We start from the raw sequence: 16,627 nt of genomic DNA, 5'->3' as shown, positions 1-16,627 counted from the left end.
CGGTGGAGTTAGACGAGGCACGACGCCATTTTGACACACCTTATCGACGAGTTTTGTCAAACCTTAGGTGTCAAAGATGTTTTGATTGCTCTTTCAGATTATGAGAATTTTCGTAAAAATCTCAACCCGTCTTACAAAGCCAATCGTGACCCTAAGGCACGCCCCCTTCTTCTAGCCCCGCTTATTCAACATATAGAGCAAAATTATGCTCATAGCCGTTTGCCGCGCTTAGAAGCCGACGACGTTATGGGCTTACTCAGTACACAGCCAAATAGTCCTTACATAGTGGTCACACAAGATAAGGACTTAACGGGGGTTGCGTGTTGCTATTGGAACCCAAAGAAAGACAAAGCACCAAGAGAGATTAGCAAGGAAGAGGCCGACGCCTTCTTCTATAGCCAAATTTTAAGTGGTGATAGTAGCGACGGCTATAAGGGCTGTCCAACGATTGGCGCCATAAAAGCCGCACAAATCGTAGAAAACCCGTTTCTATGGGCGTGTGAGACGTCTCTTATTCAATCAGGCAAGAACAAAGGCAAGGTCAAACAAACATGGACGAAAGTTCCATGTGACAATATTTGGCGCGCCATTGTTGCCCACTATGAACACCAAGGCCTTAAGGAAGAAGACGCGCTCCTTAACGCCCGTATGGCACGAATTTTGCGCCATGGAGAGTATAATTTCAACACAAAGGAACCTATTTTATGGCAACCAAACCAAGGATCATAGCGCTTTATTCTTCCGCGCCCCAATCAGGTAAGACAACTATAGCCCAACATATGGCAAGGTGTCACGACTACCACCCCGCCTCTATAGCCGCGCCTCTTAAGAAATTTATCAACGATATTTTAACTACGGGCTATCATAGAGAGTCATTTAAAAATCTAGAGACGTATACTAAAGAGAAAGCCATTCCCGAATTAAGCGGCAAAAGCCCACGTGTTCTTATGCAATCCTTAGGGGTTGATTGGGGGCGTAACGTCATGGGTGAGGATTTTTGGCTTAACCTTTTCCTCCATAAATATAACCTGCTCCATTCTAAAGAGCTGTCTTCCGGTTTTCTTATTATTGATGATCTACGCTTTCCCAATGAATTTGAAGCGTTGAAAGAAAGAGGCGCCGTGTTTTGGAAAATTGTTCGAAAAGACGCACATCGCCCCAATGATCACAAAAGTGAAGGTCTATTAGATGCTTACAAATTTAATGAAACTATTCAAAACGACGAAGGAACAGAAGTCCTTTGCGCCCGAGCAAGCGAGCGGCTCAGTCAATACGCTTGAAGACGCAGTCAAGCGCGTTGATATCGCAAACTTCACCCCCGACCTTATGACGGTTGCTTATTTGATGAAGGTCTATCCACAACGCACCGCCGACATAAAATGGAGTGATCGTGAAATTTGGCTAAAAGTTGGTCAAAACCAATTGATCGACAAACTTATTCACCGCCTAAAAAAGAGTAGCTCAGTCAATACGCTTGACGAGGCAATCAAGCGCGTTGATATCATAAACTTCACCCCCGACCTTATGACGGTTGTCTATTTAATGGAGATCTGTCCACACGACACCCCCGACATAAATTGGAGCGAGCGTGAGTTTTGGGCACACACTGGTCAACACCAATTAATCAACAAACTTATTCACCGCCTACAAAAGAACGGCTCTATATAAAAAGGAAATTAAGATGTGTATTTTTGGCTCATCAAACGATAAACCCGAACCCCAAGCACCACCACCAACCATTATCCCCCAAGCACCAAAGCCCCCCGACGCCCCACCCGACGCTTTAGAGATCAAGAAAGATCAAGGTTTAAAATCAAGGCGCAAGCGCAATCCTTTGCGTATTGACGTAGGCGCACCTATCCAGCCGTCTAAAACAGGGGTGAACATCTAGTGGAAGGTCACGCCAAAACGCGTTATGAAGCCTTAGAAAAGGCACGCCAACCCTATTTAGATAGGGGGCGCAAATGTGCTAAACTCACCCTTCCCGCCCTTTTACCCCCCGAAGGTAGCCAAGACGGCTCTCAAACCTTTACAACACCCGAACAATCAGTAGGAGCACGCGGCGTCAATAACATTGCCGCTAAACTTCTTATGGCGTTGTTCCCACCTTCTGCACCCTACCTAAAAATGGAAGTGGACGCCATGGAGGCGTTTAAACTCACCGAACAAACAGGGTCAAAGGATGAGATAGACAAGGCCTTTGCCCAATATGTACGCCGTATTATGACCGATTTTGAAAGCCGCGCTTTGCGTTCAGATTTTTACGAGGTGTTTCGTCACCTTGTCATAAGCGGTAATGCCGCCTTTTATCTTCCAGCAGAAGGGCGCGGACGGGTGTTTCGCCTTGATAAATATGTGTGTCAAAGAGACCCTTCGGGTAGCTTATTAGAATGGGTAGGCAAAGAAACCGTAGCCTATGCCGCCTTACCCGAAGACGTGCAAAAAACCATACCCCTATCCCATGAAGATACGACAGATAGTAAAGGGGCACTACCAACCAAGCCTATTGATAAAACCGTAGATCTTTATACGCACGTGATACTCAATCAAGAGGGCACCTATACGGTGTATCAAGAGGCAAACGGTGTGGTGGTTGAAGATACGGTAGGCGAATATGAACCCGACGCCCTTCCGTTTCTTGTTTTGCGCTATAATAAAATTGACGGTGAGAGTTTTGGGCGTGGTTTGGTAGAGGAATATTTAGGCGATCTTCGTCATCTTGAGACTTTATCAAAATCCATGCGCGAATATGTAGCGATAGCCTCTAGGATCATTCCGCTTATCAATCCTAATGCTTCACTAGAGCCAAAGGATCTCACAGATGCACAAAATGGCGAGCCGGTAGTAGGGTCACGCGATGATGTAAGCTACCTCCAGTTAGAGCGTGATCACGATTTCCAAGCTGGACGGGTGATGATGAATGAGCTTCAACAACGCTTAGCTTTCGCCTTTTTGATGAACACCGCCATACAAAGGCAGGGCGAGCGGGTAACGGCTGAGGAAATTCGTTATATGGCGCGTGAACTTGAAGACACGCTAGGGGGTGTGTATTCGCTCTTGGCGCTTGATCTACAATTGCCCTTAGCCAAGGTACAAATCGCTCAACTTGAGTCCACAGGCGCGTTACCCGAACTACCCAAAAACATAGCTACGCCCAAAATTGTTACCGGTATGGACGCTTTAGGGCGGGGTAATGACCTATCAAATCTCATGCAGTTTCTCTCTATCATTGGCCAAAGTCCAGCGGTGGAAAGCTTGAAATGGGATCAAATCTCGTTGCGTGTTGCCAATGGCCTTAACATTGAAACCGACGGCTTAATCATGAGTGAACAAGAGCTCCAACAAAAACACCAACAAGAGATGATGAAACAAGCCATGCAAACTATGGGCGGCGCGGCCGTTAATCAAATGGGGCAATTAGCCCAACAACAAATGGAAACAGGACAATCTGAACAATGACAACAGAACAAGTAGAACTAAAACCGGAAAAAGCCCCCACGGGGAGTGACAAACCTAAAGACACTCAACCAAAGGTCAAAGTCTCTCTAGGCGAGGTAAAGGCCAAAGACGCGCCAAACCGTGAAGGCATATGGCGTGATGACGGACATAAGGACGGTTTAGCCGTCATAACACGTATAGGATAAACCATGGACACCCAAATAGAGTATGAAGAAGACGTACAAGATCAACCCGCAGATGTAGAAGGCGTTAGCGAGCAATCCCCTACTGAGGAAGTCTCATCTGATCAAGTATCAGAACAGGCAGAGGATATTGCAGAGCAAGCGGGGGTTGATGTTAGCGCGATTGAAACCCAGTGGTTAGAAGACGGTACAATCCCGCAAACAGAACTCAAGAAGCTAGAACAAATAGGCATCACACAGGACATGGTGCAAGAGTTCGTGCAATACCGTTATGAGAAAGCGAGAGAAGGTTTTAACGGCGTTATTGAGGATGTAGGCGGTCAAGAAACGTTTACAAAGATGAAGGATTGGGCGGCCAAGAATTGGGATGAAACCCAACTTGACGCCTATAATAAAGCGGTCAATAGCGGGGATAAAGGGCAAGTTGCCTTTGCAATTAAGGCTTTGAAGGCTGATTATGAAAAGCTCAATAAGCGCGCGCCCAAGCTTTTAAACGTTGCCAATCAACAAACCAAGGGCGGTATGATCTTTCAAAGTACGGAAGAGATTGTAGCGGCCAAAACTGACCCCCGCTATAAGAGTGACCCCGCCTATAGGCGTAAAATAACAGATGCTATTAAGCGTTCGGTTGAACATTTTGGCTAATGCGCACCCTTAATGAACTGATCATTCATTGTTCGGCGACAAGAGAGGGGCAGGATTTTAGCGCAAAAGACATTGATCTTTGGCATAGGCAAAGAGGCTTTAGGATGATTGGCTATCATTTTGTCATTCGTCTTGACGCTAGCATAGAGCTAGGCCGCCCCGTTGAGGACATAGGCGCTCACACAAGGGGTCATAACGCCAATTCCATTGGTATTTGTTATATTGGCGGCCTTGATGCAAAGGGGCAACCCAAAGACACAAGAACAAAGGCGCAGAAAGAAGCACTGATAGACTGTGTGAGACGCCTTCTAAAAGCCTATCCCTCCATTACAAAAATAGCAGGTCACAATGAATATGCACAAAAAGCTTGTCCTAGCTTTGATGTGCAAAAAGACCCTTTAGGAGGCTTAATTCATGAAAAAACTTAGCAAAAGGCGCACCTCTAAACTGGTGCTCATTGGCAATTGTCTTCTAGCGTGGATGCTATGCTTTTATAGTGTGTATCATGGTGAAGGGGTGAGTATTGTTGCGACGACCTTAAGCTTTATTGGCGCGATTTATGGCGGCTATATGGGCGTTGGTCATCTTGATTATCGTCAAATAGATAAGGGGGGTGAATAATGCTCTCTAGCTTGCTTTGTCGTTTCCAAACACTGGTACTCATTATTCTTTGTCCTTTGTTGGGGTATGGTGTTGGCCATTATCTCACTATGCGCGCACAACTTGCCCAGTATCAAGAACAAAAAAGGCATGGGTAGCGGCCATGGAACAACAACAAAAACAATTTTTAGAAGATGAGGAGAAGAAAAGCGCCTTTGAACAACGGGTAAAGGCCTTAGAAAATGAACTCAATCAATCCACGGCAAAGCATGATCTTTGCCTTAATACCACTCTTGTTGACCGGTTGCGCGGCTTATGGGACGAATAGTCTACCCCCGCTTCCCGCGGACGTTTTGACGTGTTTTACAAAAACCACCAAAGCGCCGCCTAAAGGCAGTATGGATCAACAACAAATTATCAATCTTATTATTCAATTAAGACGCTCTGAGCTTGCCAAAAGCGCTTGCGGACAGCGTCTTATCTCGTTTTACACAATCCTAGAAAAAGGTAAAAAATGACACAAAACTTTTCTATAAAAGACATGATTTCTCACCCAGGGCAACGCAATGCCCAAGGAGACGAATGGGCACTCTTTCGCACTGAGTTTATTACGGATGTTATGGCGCAGTACCATGCTCTTTGCCTATATCGCGAACGACATCAAGTTCGGCGTATTGAAAGGAGTAAATCCGCAACCTTTCCTTTAATTGGGGGCACAAAAGCAACGTATCTTGAAGCGGGCGCGTTTATTGAAGGACAAAAGTTCCAGCATAGCGATGTAACCATTCTTTTAGACAATCCAACAGCTGCAAACGTTTATCTTGCTGATTTTGAAGAAGACATGAGTCCAGTAGATTTTCGTGCTCACTATTCGCAGGAAATGGGAACCGCCCTTGCTACAATGTTTGATCAAAACGTAGCACGTGTAGCCGTTCAAGCCGCACGCGAAAAGTCCTACTTTGTAGGAGGTGACGGCGGCTCTATTATCAAAGGTGGTAAAGATGTTGCTACTGATGGTGAACTCATCAAGAATACCCTATTTAAGGCTATGGAGCTTTTTAACTACAAAAAAGTTCCACAAACAGAGCGCTTTTGCTTTGTCTCTCCTACCACCTACGCGGCCGCCGCCGCTACTACCGACCTTATTAATAAGAATTGGGGCGGCGAGGGCTCTCTTGCGCAAGGTAAGTTGGGTACGGTTGCTGGTATTACCATTATCAGTACCATTAATCTACCACAAGGAGATCAGAGAGCAGATAGTGATGTACTTCCACGCTATCGCGGTGATTTCTCTAAGACAGCGTTCCACCTTATGCATAGAGATGCCGTAGGTACGGTTATGCTTAAGGAAATGACCACCTCTATAGACTGGGTACCAACCAATCAATCTACACTTTTGACCGCGAAATATATGGCGGGTCACGGCGTTTTGCGCCCCGAATGTGCAATTGAAGTCACCACAGAAGAGGCCGCTTAATCCACTCTCTTTCCATAGACAAAACGCGAAAGGCGTCCACGCTCAACCCGTGGACGTCTTTTATTTTAGATGAGGCACAATGCAAGACACCTATAGCGACCTAAAGCGCCAAGCGATCAACGAACTTTTAGCGACCATTGGCCAAGACCCTATCGAAACATTAGAAAACCTACCGCCCGCGGGTAATACAGCGCTCAACACCTTAGACAGAATAACAGAGGAACTCCAAGAGCAAGGCTATTGGTTTAATCTCTATCCAAATTACAAGCTTGAACCCAACACGGACGGAGAAATCCTTTTATCTGATACAATTATCAATATTAAAGAGAATGGTGGCCTTTATGCACGTCGTGAAGGCAAGCTCTATGACCTTTCGCGCCAATCCTTTTTGTTCAGCCAACCGGTGCAATGCACTGTGGTTTTACGCCTTTCATGGGATGATTTACCCCCCGAGGCGCGTCGTTACATTATCGCTTTGAGTGTTGAACAATTTGTCGAAGGCTTTCCAAGCGGGGCGGCTACAGCTACAGCGCGCGCGCGTTCCCTCCAAAGGGCAAAGACAGCCTTCACAAACGCACAGATCAAAGCGAGCGGTATCAACCTTCTTAATAACGCCTATATCAGTCAACAAATCACGAGGTAAGCATGAATGTTGAAGGCTCAAGCCCAAATATGCTTGGGGGCGTTTCGCGTCAACCAAGCGAAATTCGCTTTCCAGCCCAATTAGAAGAAAGTGTCAATCAGTTTCCAACAGCTAGCCGCGGCCTTACACCACGCAATCCAGCGCTTTTTATGAGTAAGGTCACTAATGTTCGCGTTGATAATAGCCATATCCACCTTATCAATCGTGATAAGCGGGAGCGCTATACGGCGTTCATTAGTAAAGAAGGTATCAAGGTTTATGACCTTGAAGGCCGCTCTTATAAAGTCAATGCACCCAAAGGCTATGCTTACCTTGATAGCCAATCGCCCACTGATTTAGAGGCACTTACGGTTCTTGATCACACCTTTATACTCAATAAAACCCGTGTGGTACGCACTTTGAGTGAAAAAACCCCGCCCCTCTCCAAAACGGCCTTAATCCATGTGGTACAGGGCGAGTATCATACGGAGTATACAGTCTATATCAATCATCATGGCGTTTATCATTGGACTTCCGGTGGTCCATATGAAGATGCAAAGAAGGCTATAGAGGGTGAAGAGTCTATTAGCCCTACTAAAATTGCTGATAGTCTAGAGACTAAGTTAATTAATAGCTCTTTGCCGCTTGTAGTACAACGCCTAGATAATGTTGTTGTGGTTTGGCGCAAAGACGGTGAAGATTTTATCGTAAGCACAGAAGGCGCAACAGAAACTAAGTTTCGTGCTCATAAGGGCGTTACGCAGAAATACGAAGAGCTACCAAGACGCGCGCCTAATGGGTTTTCCATTAAGGTTGCGGGGTCAAAGGATAGCGATTATGACGACTACTATGTGATCTTTGATCACCCCGAAGGCGCGGCGCTTGGCCGGTGGAAAGAAACCGTAGGTGGTGACATTCCCTATAAGCTTGACCCAAGCACCATGCCCCACCTTTTGGTACGCGAAGCGGACGGGAGCTTCACATTCAAGCCCGCTGATTGGGAACCAAGGGGCGCAGGTGATCTCAAAACCAATCCTTGGCCGTCCTTTGTTGACAATACAATAGGCGGCCTTGTCTTTCTAAAAAACCGTCTTGGGTTCTTCTCAAAGGAAGCCGTCACCCTCTCACGCCATGAGTCCTATTTTGACTTCTTCAATGAGAGCGCGCGAACCTCTCTTGATACCGATCCAATAGATGTATCCATTGCCTATGCAGGGATTGCTGATATCCAACAAGCAGTACCCTTTGCTAACGGGTGCTTACTCTTCACCTCGTCTATTCCCTTCATGCTTGGCTCAGGGACAGAACCACTCACCCCAAGTACAGCGCGGATACAGCCGCTCTTTGCCAATCAAAGTTCAGCACTCGTCACACCGCTTTGCCTTGGTACCAAGCTTTATTTTGTCAATGATCTACCTTCGGGAAGTTTTGTCTATGAGTTTGCTTATGATTTAGAAAGCGGCGCAGGGCTTGCCTCCTCTATCACAGATCATGTGCAAGGCTATATTCCACGCAATGTTTTTCTTTTAGAGGGACACGAGGATTTAAAACTCCTAGCCCTTGTCTCTCAAGAAGAGCCAAACGCAATTTATATCTATAAATGGTTGTGGATTGGCCAAGAAAAGGTGCAATCTGCTTGGCAGAAGTGGGCGATCAACGCGCCTATCATTGCCTTAAAATTCTTTGATGAAGACTTAGTCTTAGTCACCAAACAAGGCAACGGTATAGAACTTCTCAAAATCAATTGCCATGAGACATGGACTGATAAGAGGCCATTTGTTTTGCGTCTTGACCGCAGGGTAGAGCAAAACGGCACCTATGATAGCCAAGGGGATTGTACGTGTTTTGAATTGCCCTATCAAGCAGAAGAGGCCGTAGCCTTTGCCGCTTGGCAAGACAATTACGGCTACCCGCTTGCTAAAGTCAAAGCGCAAGACAACCGCTTATACCTTGACGGGAACCTTTCGGGTAAGCCCGTTTACATTGGCTTTCCCTATGAGAGCTATGGTGTTTTATCAAAATTGCATTACCGCTCTACCAACAATCAAGGCGGCTATGGCAATGCTATTGCGGGTACGAATGTTACCCTTGGTGCTTTGACCTTTGAGACGGGCGCAAGCGCGGGGTTAGATGTTGAACTTTTGCGCGCCTATCGCAAGCCTTACACCTATTGCTTTTCTGCTCAACTAAGCGGCACCAAAACCAGCACCTTTGGCCATGTGGTGCTTGGAGAAATCCAAAAGCCAATCTCTATCATGGCGCAAAGCGAAGATGTCACAATCAAATTTGGCCATAAAAGCCCCTATCCCTATAGCCTCCTTTCCTATCGTTGGACAGGAAAGGTATTTTCAATCATCAGTTAGGAACTTCAATGATCAAGCATTTAGATATAAAACCAACAATCCAAACCGACCTTGACGAACTTAACACATTGGCACGTTTTGAAGATAAGCGCGAGGTTGAAGACATAACAGGCCGCCCGCTTATAGATAATCTAGAATACGGGTACCTAAATGCACAACCATGTATTAGCGCGCGCACCTTGGACGGGCAACTCCTTGCCATAATAGGGATTGTACCCGACTCAAAGCTTAACCATGAGATCTATGGGCGTTTTGGGCGTATCGCTATGGTTGGCACACAAGCCTTGCCCCGCCATAGAACCGCCGTGTTAAGGGGCAGTCAAGCCTATCTCAAGACTTTAGAAAAAGACTATGACTTTCTGCATAATGTGTGTGACGCCCGCAATAGCTTGCATATCAAATGGCTAAAATGGCTTGGGTTTAGCGTAGGTGAGACGCACTTTCCCCATGGCGCGCGCCAAATCCCCGTCCATTATTTCTACAAGAGGTGTTATTAATGTGTGAGTTTGCAGGAGCGAGCGCGGTTGCTAGCATTGCATCTGCAGCCGTAGGCCTTTTGGGTGTGCAACAACGCTACGAGGGTCAAAAGCGCGCCTATGAAGAGAAAATGGAAGCGTTTAAACAAAACGCAATCAATGCATCTCAGGCAACAGAAGATCAATATTCCAATCTAGGCACCAAAGCCATTCAAGAGGATATGAGTATTGCGCAACAGCAATCTGCAAACAAACTTGCCGAGGCGAGAGCGATTTCGCAAGGCGAGGTTGCGGCATCAGAGGGTGGTGTGAGAGGCAATAGTGTTGGTCATGTTTTGAATGATATCTATCGCCAAGCAGGAAACAATCAAACAACCCTTGATAGCAACCAAAGGATGATGCACGACTATTTACAAGGAGAGATGAAAGCCGCCCTATATAGCGGTCAAAATCAAATTAACTCTTTAGCTATCCCCGAAAAGCCAAGCCTTTTAGGCGCCTTCCTTGAGGGCGCAGGGGTAGGTCTTAATAATTATAACGATTATCTAGACAGAAAAGCAAGGTATAGGCGCTAACACGCCCTATACCCCCCCGCCTTATTCCCAAACAATTTACATAGGATATTCCATGAGTACACGACTTTTTGGTACGAATGTTGATGCTTTGCGTCTTCCAACCATTCCCCTACAGCCCGCAGGTGTTCCTAATCGCCCCACTATCCAACCCCTTAGGCGCGAGGTAGGCGGCAGAGAAAGACAATTCTTTCAAGCCTTATCGACCCTTAATCACAACTTGAATGCTTATATAGATAGATACGAAGACGAAAGGCAAAATCCCTATTCCGAAGAGAATATGAAGGCTTTAGCCAAATTACAAAGCATGAGCCCACAAGAGCTCAAAGCCGCCTCTCTTGAAAATAGCACCAGTGGTATTTGGGTACGCGAGCAACTGAACAATAGGTTACTAGCAGATAATGCCCTTAATGAGTTCCGTAAAAGCTTTGCCCCGTTAGAGTCACAAAGCTTCGACCCCAAGCAAGGGGGTATAGAGGCCACTTATGATACTATGGCAAAACACTTTGCAGACGGCCTTCCCAACTCTATGGCACAGAACATGTTCTATAGCCAATTACACGAGCACAGAACAAGAACAATCCTTGAATATAACCAACGAAAGAACGAATATGCCAAAGGACAAGTGCTTTCGGTCATTCATGATAGAATAGGTCAAGACGTCCAAGATGCTAGGAAACAAAACCTATCTCCTATAGGCATTGCCCAGCTTATGGTAGAAAACACTTCCAAATATACCTATTCCTATCACATGACTTCACCCGAGCGAGACAGTTTACTCCTTAATCAGGTACAAGACTTGCTCAAGGAAGGACATATAGCAGAGGCTAAGGCCGTCCTTGATCACCCCCTTACAGATGATGAAGGTAAGTTGAGTGTACCTCTTGGGCAGAATGTACAATATGAACACTATACCGGCCCTCTCTATGGCGCAATTCACGCTAAGGAAGCTTTAGATACACATCAAAAAGCCGAACAAGAAGCGTTTAACAAAACCCTTACCTATCTACAGCAAGGGGGCGACGAGAATAGGATAGAGCCCGTTTCAATCCCTAATGAGAAAGGCACGGGGTTTGACAATCGCTCCCCGCAATACTTACGTGACGGCGCTATAAAAAGTTTTGAAGACGGTGTGGAAGCAAAAACCAAAGAAAGGCTAGCCGCTGGTGTTTCTTTAGAAGACGCCCAAAAGGAAGCCTTTATCACCCGTTGGGATTTTTATAGCCACACAGGCCTTCTTAGTAAAGATTGGCAAGGGCAATTTAGCGGCCTTCTAACAAAAGTAAACGCGGCAAAGAATGATGCAAGCGAAGAAGCGTTCGCGCCCCTTATTCAAAAATTCGAATTAGCGCGCGATATAGGTAGTCTTGATGAAAGCTACCTAAGACGGTTAGCCCCCAATGACGCTACATTCAATTTTCTTAAGGGCTATATCATAAACCGCACGAATTCTGATCTAACCCCTAAGGAGGCTATAATGGCCGCTAGCGATTGGGAAAATAAATCAGAAGCTGAACGCAGAGATCTTAGGGTTAAGCCGGAAGAAAGCGCCAAATTAGTACAAGATATAGCCAATGGAAGGGGTGTAAAAAGTTCTTCCACAGGCCTTGATACGACTTCACGTCTTAATTACGCAATCATTAATAAACTTGTACAGTCAAACGTAGAACACGGGGGGTCTTATGGTGCTATAAAAGAAAAAGTTACAGCACAGATCAATCATTTACCCGTATATAATGGTGTGCTTATTGCTAACTCCCAATCCGTACCGCGTGAGTATTTCAAAGTACTAGATAGGGTAGTTGAGGCAAGCGTTCAGGAAGCCACAAAAGAAAGGCGTGTTAATGCAGAAGGCAAACCGCAAGTATCCTTGGATAGGCTTTATGTTGCGGGTGACGAAAATCAGGGTTTTTATGTCCATGATATGGATACGGGTGCACAAATTAATGTCACTCCTATTACAAAGAGCGATCTACGCGATGCATTTCAGAAAGCTTCTTATGAAGAAGATCTAAAGGCGGCTAAAGTTTGGCAAAGACAAGAAGCACTTAAGGATCTTGATTTTATGGATCGTATGGGACTTGCTTATAATGCAATGTATACACCCGTCGAACTTCAAGATAAGCTAGCAGGTAATCTTGTTAAAAACCCAAAATCCGACAAAGACCTTGTCAAAGAATACAGGGAAGAACCGCTAAAGAGGGCACAAGAAGCCAAAGTCATAGCAGATAAGGCTAAGAAGGTAGACGATCTTCAAAAGCAATACATGGTAGAAGGCCGACTACCTTCCTACTTAGCGACTCAACAACATAAAGCACAGCACGAGCGCACACGCCTAAAATTACAAGAAGCTATAAAAGAGCTAAACAAAGTTCAAAAATAAGCTCTATGCAATAAGCGCAGGAGGGTTCTAACCCCTCTTGCGCCTTTTTTAATCCCCCTATCAAACAGGAATATAATATGGACGACAGAGTTAAACACGCGCGCGACTTTTTCATAGGAAAAGGTTGGGCACCCCACCAAGCCGCCGCCATTGTAGGTAATTTCATAGCTGAAAGCGGCCTTGACCCAAATGTCATAGGTGACCAAGGCAAGGCTATTGGGATTTCGCAATGGAACAACCGCGCCCCAGCGCTTTTGGCCTATGCCAACGAGAAGGGCAAGGATTGGCGCGATTTTGATCTTCAATTAGAATTTGCCCAACATGAACTAGAAACCACCGAGCACAAAGCAGGGGTAAAACTCCAACAAGCTAAAAATGTGCAAGAAGCTAACGACGCTGTGATTGGCTTTCTTAGGCCGCAAGGCTCTAATAAAGGCGCAGAATACGCTATGCATTATGACAAAAGGCTTGGTTATTCTGAACATATTTACCAAGACTTCGGCGGCGTTCTACCCACTAAGGAATATTTACCACCAGTAGAAGAGCTTTTCCCAGCGCGTGTAGGGGAAATTCGCCATACGTTTATTCGCTCACCCGACGCCCCTACTGGTGCACCCGAGCCTTTTAACCCCTACGCTATCCCCCCTTCTATGGGCTTTTGGGAGAGTGTTAAGAACGGACTCCTATACGACAATACCCTAGCCCATTATGCACATGGCGCTTGGGACAGTGTGCTATCCTATGATTGGAACGACCCACATTTCAAATTTAAAGAAGGCAAGCTAGAAGAGTTAAAAAGCCGCTATCCCGAAGATTATCACGCTTTTATTGCTTCCGCTACTTCCCAAAAGTGGTTGGACTATGCCTTAGACTATATAGACGCAGATCTTTATAGAAAAAGGCGCTATGAGGCTAGCGGTAGGGATGCAACGGCGGGTTATTTCATAGGGGAAGCTATCCCCGAGGCTCTTATGCTTCTTCCCTTTGGTTGGGCGGGGCGTGGTCTTCAAGGGGCGTCCTTCCTAACCCGTGTTGCAGGGGAGGCCGCGCTTAATGCAGGAGCCGAAGGCATACTGAGTTACGGCGCTAAAAAAATGTTTAATGAACCTAACGCGCACCCTTTAGAGGACGCCATAAGCGCAGGGGTTGGTACAGCCGTTTTCATGGGAGTACACGCTGGTACTTCCGGACTCATAAAGACGCTAGGACGAAACTCAAAGACCGCCCCTACTGCTGAACATATGCTTAGCGCGGTGCAATCTGAGGGGAACCCTACAGCCCCGCTTAGCACAGCAGAAAGCCCAACAGAGTTTCCCCATAGTCGTAGCGCCTTCATGAATATAAACGATGAAGATGTAGGCAAAGGCTTTGGTGGTGTCTTACGTCAAGATATCACAGGGCAAGGAACAACATCAAAAGTACCCCAAGAGCGTATGATTATGGCTAATTTAGCTGATGAAACCGCGGGGTTTACCAATTTTGATGCCACACCCGATAGCGCCGCTACCCGCAAGAGCGCTCTCATTCGCGAAACAAGGCCAAAGTGGAGGCTTTCCTATGATAAATCTTTAGAAGGATACCTAAATAGTTTTGGTTTCAAGGGCTGGAACATACAAACTAAAGCTGAGGCCGCTTATGAGTTCTCAAGAAACGTCATGGCAGAACTCCATAACCCCAATAGTTCCCCTAACCCGCACGTAAAGGCCGCCGCAGGAGCCATACGCCCCATTCTTGAAGACTTGGGCGCACAACTGCACGAAGAAGGGATCATTGGTGACCTTATTCAAGGAGGTTATGCCCCGCTTATCCCCGATAAGAGGCACGTTCGTTGGTTTCATGCCAACGTTGAAGAACAATCAGTGGTCGAACTCTTGGCTGATGCCTTCCAAAAGCGTAACCCCGAACTACCAAGGGATTTAGCCCTAAAAGGGGGTAAGGCCTATTTTACTAACCTACACCCCGCCTCTTACAACCTAAAAAGAGATATGGGTATGCAGTTTATGGAGGCCAATAAGGAGGACTTTATCAAGGCCGTTCAAGCTGATAGCGCCTATAATGGTGGTGTCACCCGTGAACAAGCCGAACAACTCTACGAAACTATGGAACGTGTCATAGGCAAGACAACCAAAGAGAAAGGAAACTATCGTCACGCAAAAAGACGCTCACTACTGGACTATAATCACGAAGGAACCATTCGCTTAAAAAATGGGCAAACCATGCCTTTAAAAGTGTATGACTTCTTTAATCAAGACGCCGTAGCGGTCATGGAGCAATACACTTCATCAGCCGCAGGGCGCTTAGCCTTGGCAAGAACACTCATCAAAAACCCACAAACGGGAGAGATTGCCCTTAATGGTATTCGCAATGATGCAGACTTAGAGCGGGTTAAACATTGGCTCTCAGATGCTTATAAAGACTATTATAGAAAGGAGAGTTTCGACTATACCAACAAGCTAAACAACGCCTTAGCCAATATAGAGTTTCTCTATAAACGCCTCCTTGACATTCCGTTAGAAGGGCACGACACATGGCTTGCAAAGGCACTGCAAAGGGCGCGTACCTATAACTTTATTCGCCTTATGTCAAATATGGGGCTCAACCAACTTCCCGAAGTAGCTAAAACAATCACCGTTTTAGGGGCAACGTCCATTCTACACCCCGCTCACATGGTGAAAAGCCTCGTTAACCTTGTCTCAGGCAATAGAGTGTTTGCAAATGCACTCACTGATGAGATCTCAGAAATGACAGGGCTAGGCTTGATGCATTTACGCCATAGCCCACACGCGTTAGGCGCCGCCTTGCAAACTTCTAAGGATGTAGCCGCGACCCTTGGGCAAAAGCTTGATCACGCTTTGGGTTTAGGGGCATTAACTACCTCTCACCTATCGTTTATGGACGCCATTACCAATGCCCAACAAAAAATGGTCATAACGCAGTTCAATTCTAAGCTAGCAAAAATGGCTAAGAAACTCAAAACCAGTGAAGGGGTATTTGATCTCTCAAAAATGGACGCTTTAGATAAGGCGCGTTGGGCAACCCTAGGTATGGGTAAGGAAGATCTAGAACCCCTTCTCCAGCATATGGACGCTTTCGCCTTATATGACGGAAATAAGCTTACAGATCTGCAATTTTCGAAATGGGAACCACAACTTGTCTCTAAATATAAGCTCTTTCTCAATCGTGCTACCAATAAGATTGTACAAGAGAACGACATAGGCGCCTTGTCTAAGTGGATGCATAATCCCCTTGCACAAATGTTTCTACAGTTTCGTACCTTCACCCTAGGGGCGTGGTCACATGCCCTCCTATGGCAATTTAACCATATGAGGCTTTATGCTAGGTATCCCCACCTTATCATGACCAATCCTTCGCTTTTTGTTGGTGTAATGGCAGAGACGTTCTTTGGTGTAATAGCACAGCTCATTCATGACGCTTCTAACTTAACCACAGAAGAAGGCAAAGAGCGGTTTATGGCTAACCTAAAAGACCCCGCTTACCTATTGAGATCAGGCTTTGGACGGGCTTCAATGGCCTCTATCTTACCAACACTTTATGACACAGCAGTACCTATTATCCCCTTTGCACATCTAAAGCCCCAATTTAGTAACGTACGTAGTTCGGGGTCGTCCATGTCGGCACTTTGGGGTAGTCCAACGGTCGACCTTATGAACAGTGCATCAACCATTTTTAAGACAACCGCCGACGGCGCTACAAGCGATAAAGGATTTACGCAAAGTCAAATCAAAGCAATATTTCGGCTCCTTCCATGGGGCAATTCCCTACCGCTCATAGCGGGTATAAACGGTCTTATTGAAGACCATCCACACCATTAATTCAAAGTAAAGGAC

Annotated in this window: 17 protein-coding genes; all 17 read left to right on the top strand. The window is 46.0% G+C overall.

Annotated elements, in window-relative coordinates; all coding sequences use genetic code 11:
- Window positions 1–30 precede the first annotated feature (30 nt).
- The 17 genes from ACK28X_RS07705 to ACK28X_RS07625 all read left to right on the top strand — a co-directional run bounded on the left by ACK28X_RS07705 (window position 31) and on the right by ACK28X_RS07625 (window position 16,612).
- On the top strand, window positions 31–729 hold the full coding sequence (locus ACK28X_RS07705) for a hypothetical protein (protein ID WP_412058450.1): 699 nt from the start codon (window positions 31–33) through the stop codon (window positions 727–729).
- Window positions 705–1,280, top strand: a complete 576-nt coding sequence (locus tag ACK28X_RS07700; RefSeq protein ID WP_412058449.1) for a hypothetical protein — start codon at window positions 705–707, stop codon at window positions 1,278–1,280. The genes ACK28X_RS07705 and ACK28X_RS07700 overlap by 25 nt, the downstream gene beginning before the upstream one ends.
- Window positions 1,204–1,668, top strand: coding sequence for a hypothetical protein (locus ACK28X_RS07695; protein WP_412058448.1), 465 nt, complete (start codon window positions 1,204–1,206; stop codon window positions 1,666–1,668). The genes ACK28X_RS07700 and ACK28X_RS07695 overlap by 77 nt, the downstream gene beginning before the upstream one ends.
- A 13-nt stretch (window positions 1,669–1,681) precedes the next feature.
- Window positions 1,682–1,891 (top strand): hypothetical protein, encoded by a 210-nt coding sequence (locus ACK28X_RS07690; RefSeq protein WP_412057733.1) that lies wholly within the window; start codon window positions 1,682–1,684, stop codon window positions 1,889–1,891.
- Window positions 1,891–3,459, top strand: coding sequence for a portal protein (locus ACK28X_RS07685; RefSeq protein WP_412058447.1), 1,569 nt, complete (start codon window positions 1,891–1,893; stop codon window positions 3,457–3,459). Before ACK28X_RS07690 ends, ACK28X_RS07685 begins: the two co-directional genes overlap by 1 nt.
- Window positions 3,456–3,644, top strand: coding sequence for a hypothetical protein (locus ACK28X_RS07680; RefSeq protein ID WP_412058446.1), 189 nt, complete (start codon window positions 3,456–3,458; stop codon window positions 3,642–3,644). The genes ACK28X_RS07685 and ACK28X_RS07680 overlap by 4 nt, the downstream gene beginning before the upstream one ends.
- Before the next feature lie 3 nt (window positions 3,645–3,647).
- Window positions 3,648–4,286 (top strand): capsid assembly protein, encoded by a 639-nt coding sequence (locus ACK28X_RS07675; RefSeq protein WP_412058445.1) that lies wholly within the window; start codon window positions 3,648–3,650, stop codon window positions 4,284–4,286.
- The gene (locus tag ACK28X_RS07670) at window positions 4,286–4,714 is read left to right on the top strand and encodes an N-acetylmuramoyl-L-alanine amidase (protein WP_412057728.1); all 429 of its coding nucleotides are present in this window, start codon (window positions 4,286–4,288) and stop codon (window positions 4,712–4,714) included. The genes ACK28X_RS07675 and ACK28X_RS07670 overlap by 1 nt, the downstream gene beginning before the upstream one ends.
- Entirely contained in the window at window positions 4,701–4,907 is a 207-nt protein-coding gene (locus ACK28X_RS07665) for a hypothetical protein (protein ID WP_412057727.1), read from the top strand. Before ACK28X_RS07670 ends, ACK28X_RS07665 begins: the two co-directional genes overlap by 14 nt.
- A 142-nt stretch (window positions 4,908–5,049) precedes the next feature.
- The gene (locus ACK28X_RS07660) at window positions 5,050–5,214 is read left to right on the top strand and encodes a hypothetical protein (protein ID WP_412058444.1); all 165 of its coding nucleotides are present in this window, start codon (window positions 5,050–5,052) and stop codon (window positions 5,212–5,214) included.
- A gap of 186 nt (window positions 5,215–5,400) precedes the next feature.
- Complete coding sequence (locus tag ACK28X_RS07655; RefSeq protein WP_412058443.1) at window positions 5,401–6,363, top strand: phage capsid protein; 963 nt, start codon at window positions 5,401–5,403, stop codon at window positions 6,361–6,363.
- 79 nt (window positions 6,364–6,442) lie between these two features.
- Window positions 6,443–7,006, top strand: coding sequence for a hypothetical protein (locus ACK28X_RS07650; RefSeq protein ID WP_412058442.1), 564 nt, complete (start codon window positions 6,443–6,445; stop codon window positions 7,004–7,006).
- Window positions 7,007–7,008: 2 nt separating this feature from the next.
- A complete protein-coding gene (locus ACK28X_RS07645) occupies window positions 7,009–9,348 on the top strand; it encodes a hypothetical protein (protein WP_412058441.1) in 2,340 nt (779 codons plus the stop codon).
- An 8-nt stretch (window positions 9,349–9,356) separates the two neighbouring features.
- Complete coding sequence (locus tag ACK28X_RS07640; RefSeq protein WP_412058440.1) at window positions 9,357–9,845, top strand: hypothetical protein; 489 nt, start codon at window positions 9,357–9,359, stop codon at window positions 9,843–9,845.
- The gene (locus tag ACK28X_RS07635) at window positions 9,845–10,399 is read left to right on the top strand and encodes a hypothetical protein (RefSeq protein WP_412058439.1); all 555 of its coding nucleotides are present in this window, start codon (window positions 9,845–9,847) and stop codon (window positions 10,397–10,399) included. The genes ACK28X_RS07640 and ACK28X_RS07635 overlap by 1 nt, the downstream gene beginning before the upstream one ends.
- A 52-nt stretch (window positions 10,400–10,451) precedes the next feature.
- On the top strand, window positions 10,452–12,779 hold the full coding sequence (locus ACK28X_RS07630) for a hypothetical protein (protein ID WP_412058438.1): 2,328 nt from the start codon (window positions 10,452–10,454) through the stop codon (window positions 12,777–12,779).
- 77 nt (window positions 12,780–12,856) lie between these two features.
- Entirely contained in the window at window positions 12,857–16,612 is a 3,756-nt protein-coding gene (locus ACK28X_RS07625) for a phage tail tip lysozyme (RefSeq protein WP_412058437.1), read from the top strand.
- Window positions 16,613–16,627: the final 15 nt, after the last annotated feature.

The sequence above is a fragment of the Bartonella sp. DGB2 genome (genome assembly GCF_046843095.1).
GTDB lineage: Bacteria > Pseudomonadota > Alphaproteobacteria > Rhizobiales > Rhizobiaceae > Bartonella.
The sequence above is the reverse complement of the archived record's forward strand: the minus strand, read 5'-3'. Positions and strand labels throughout refer to the sequence as shown.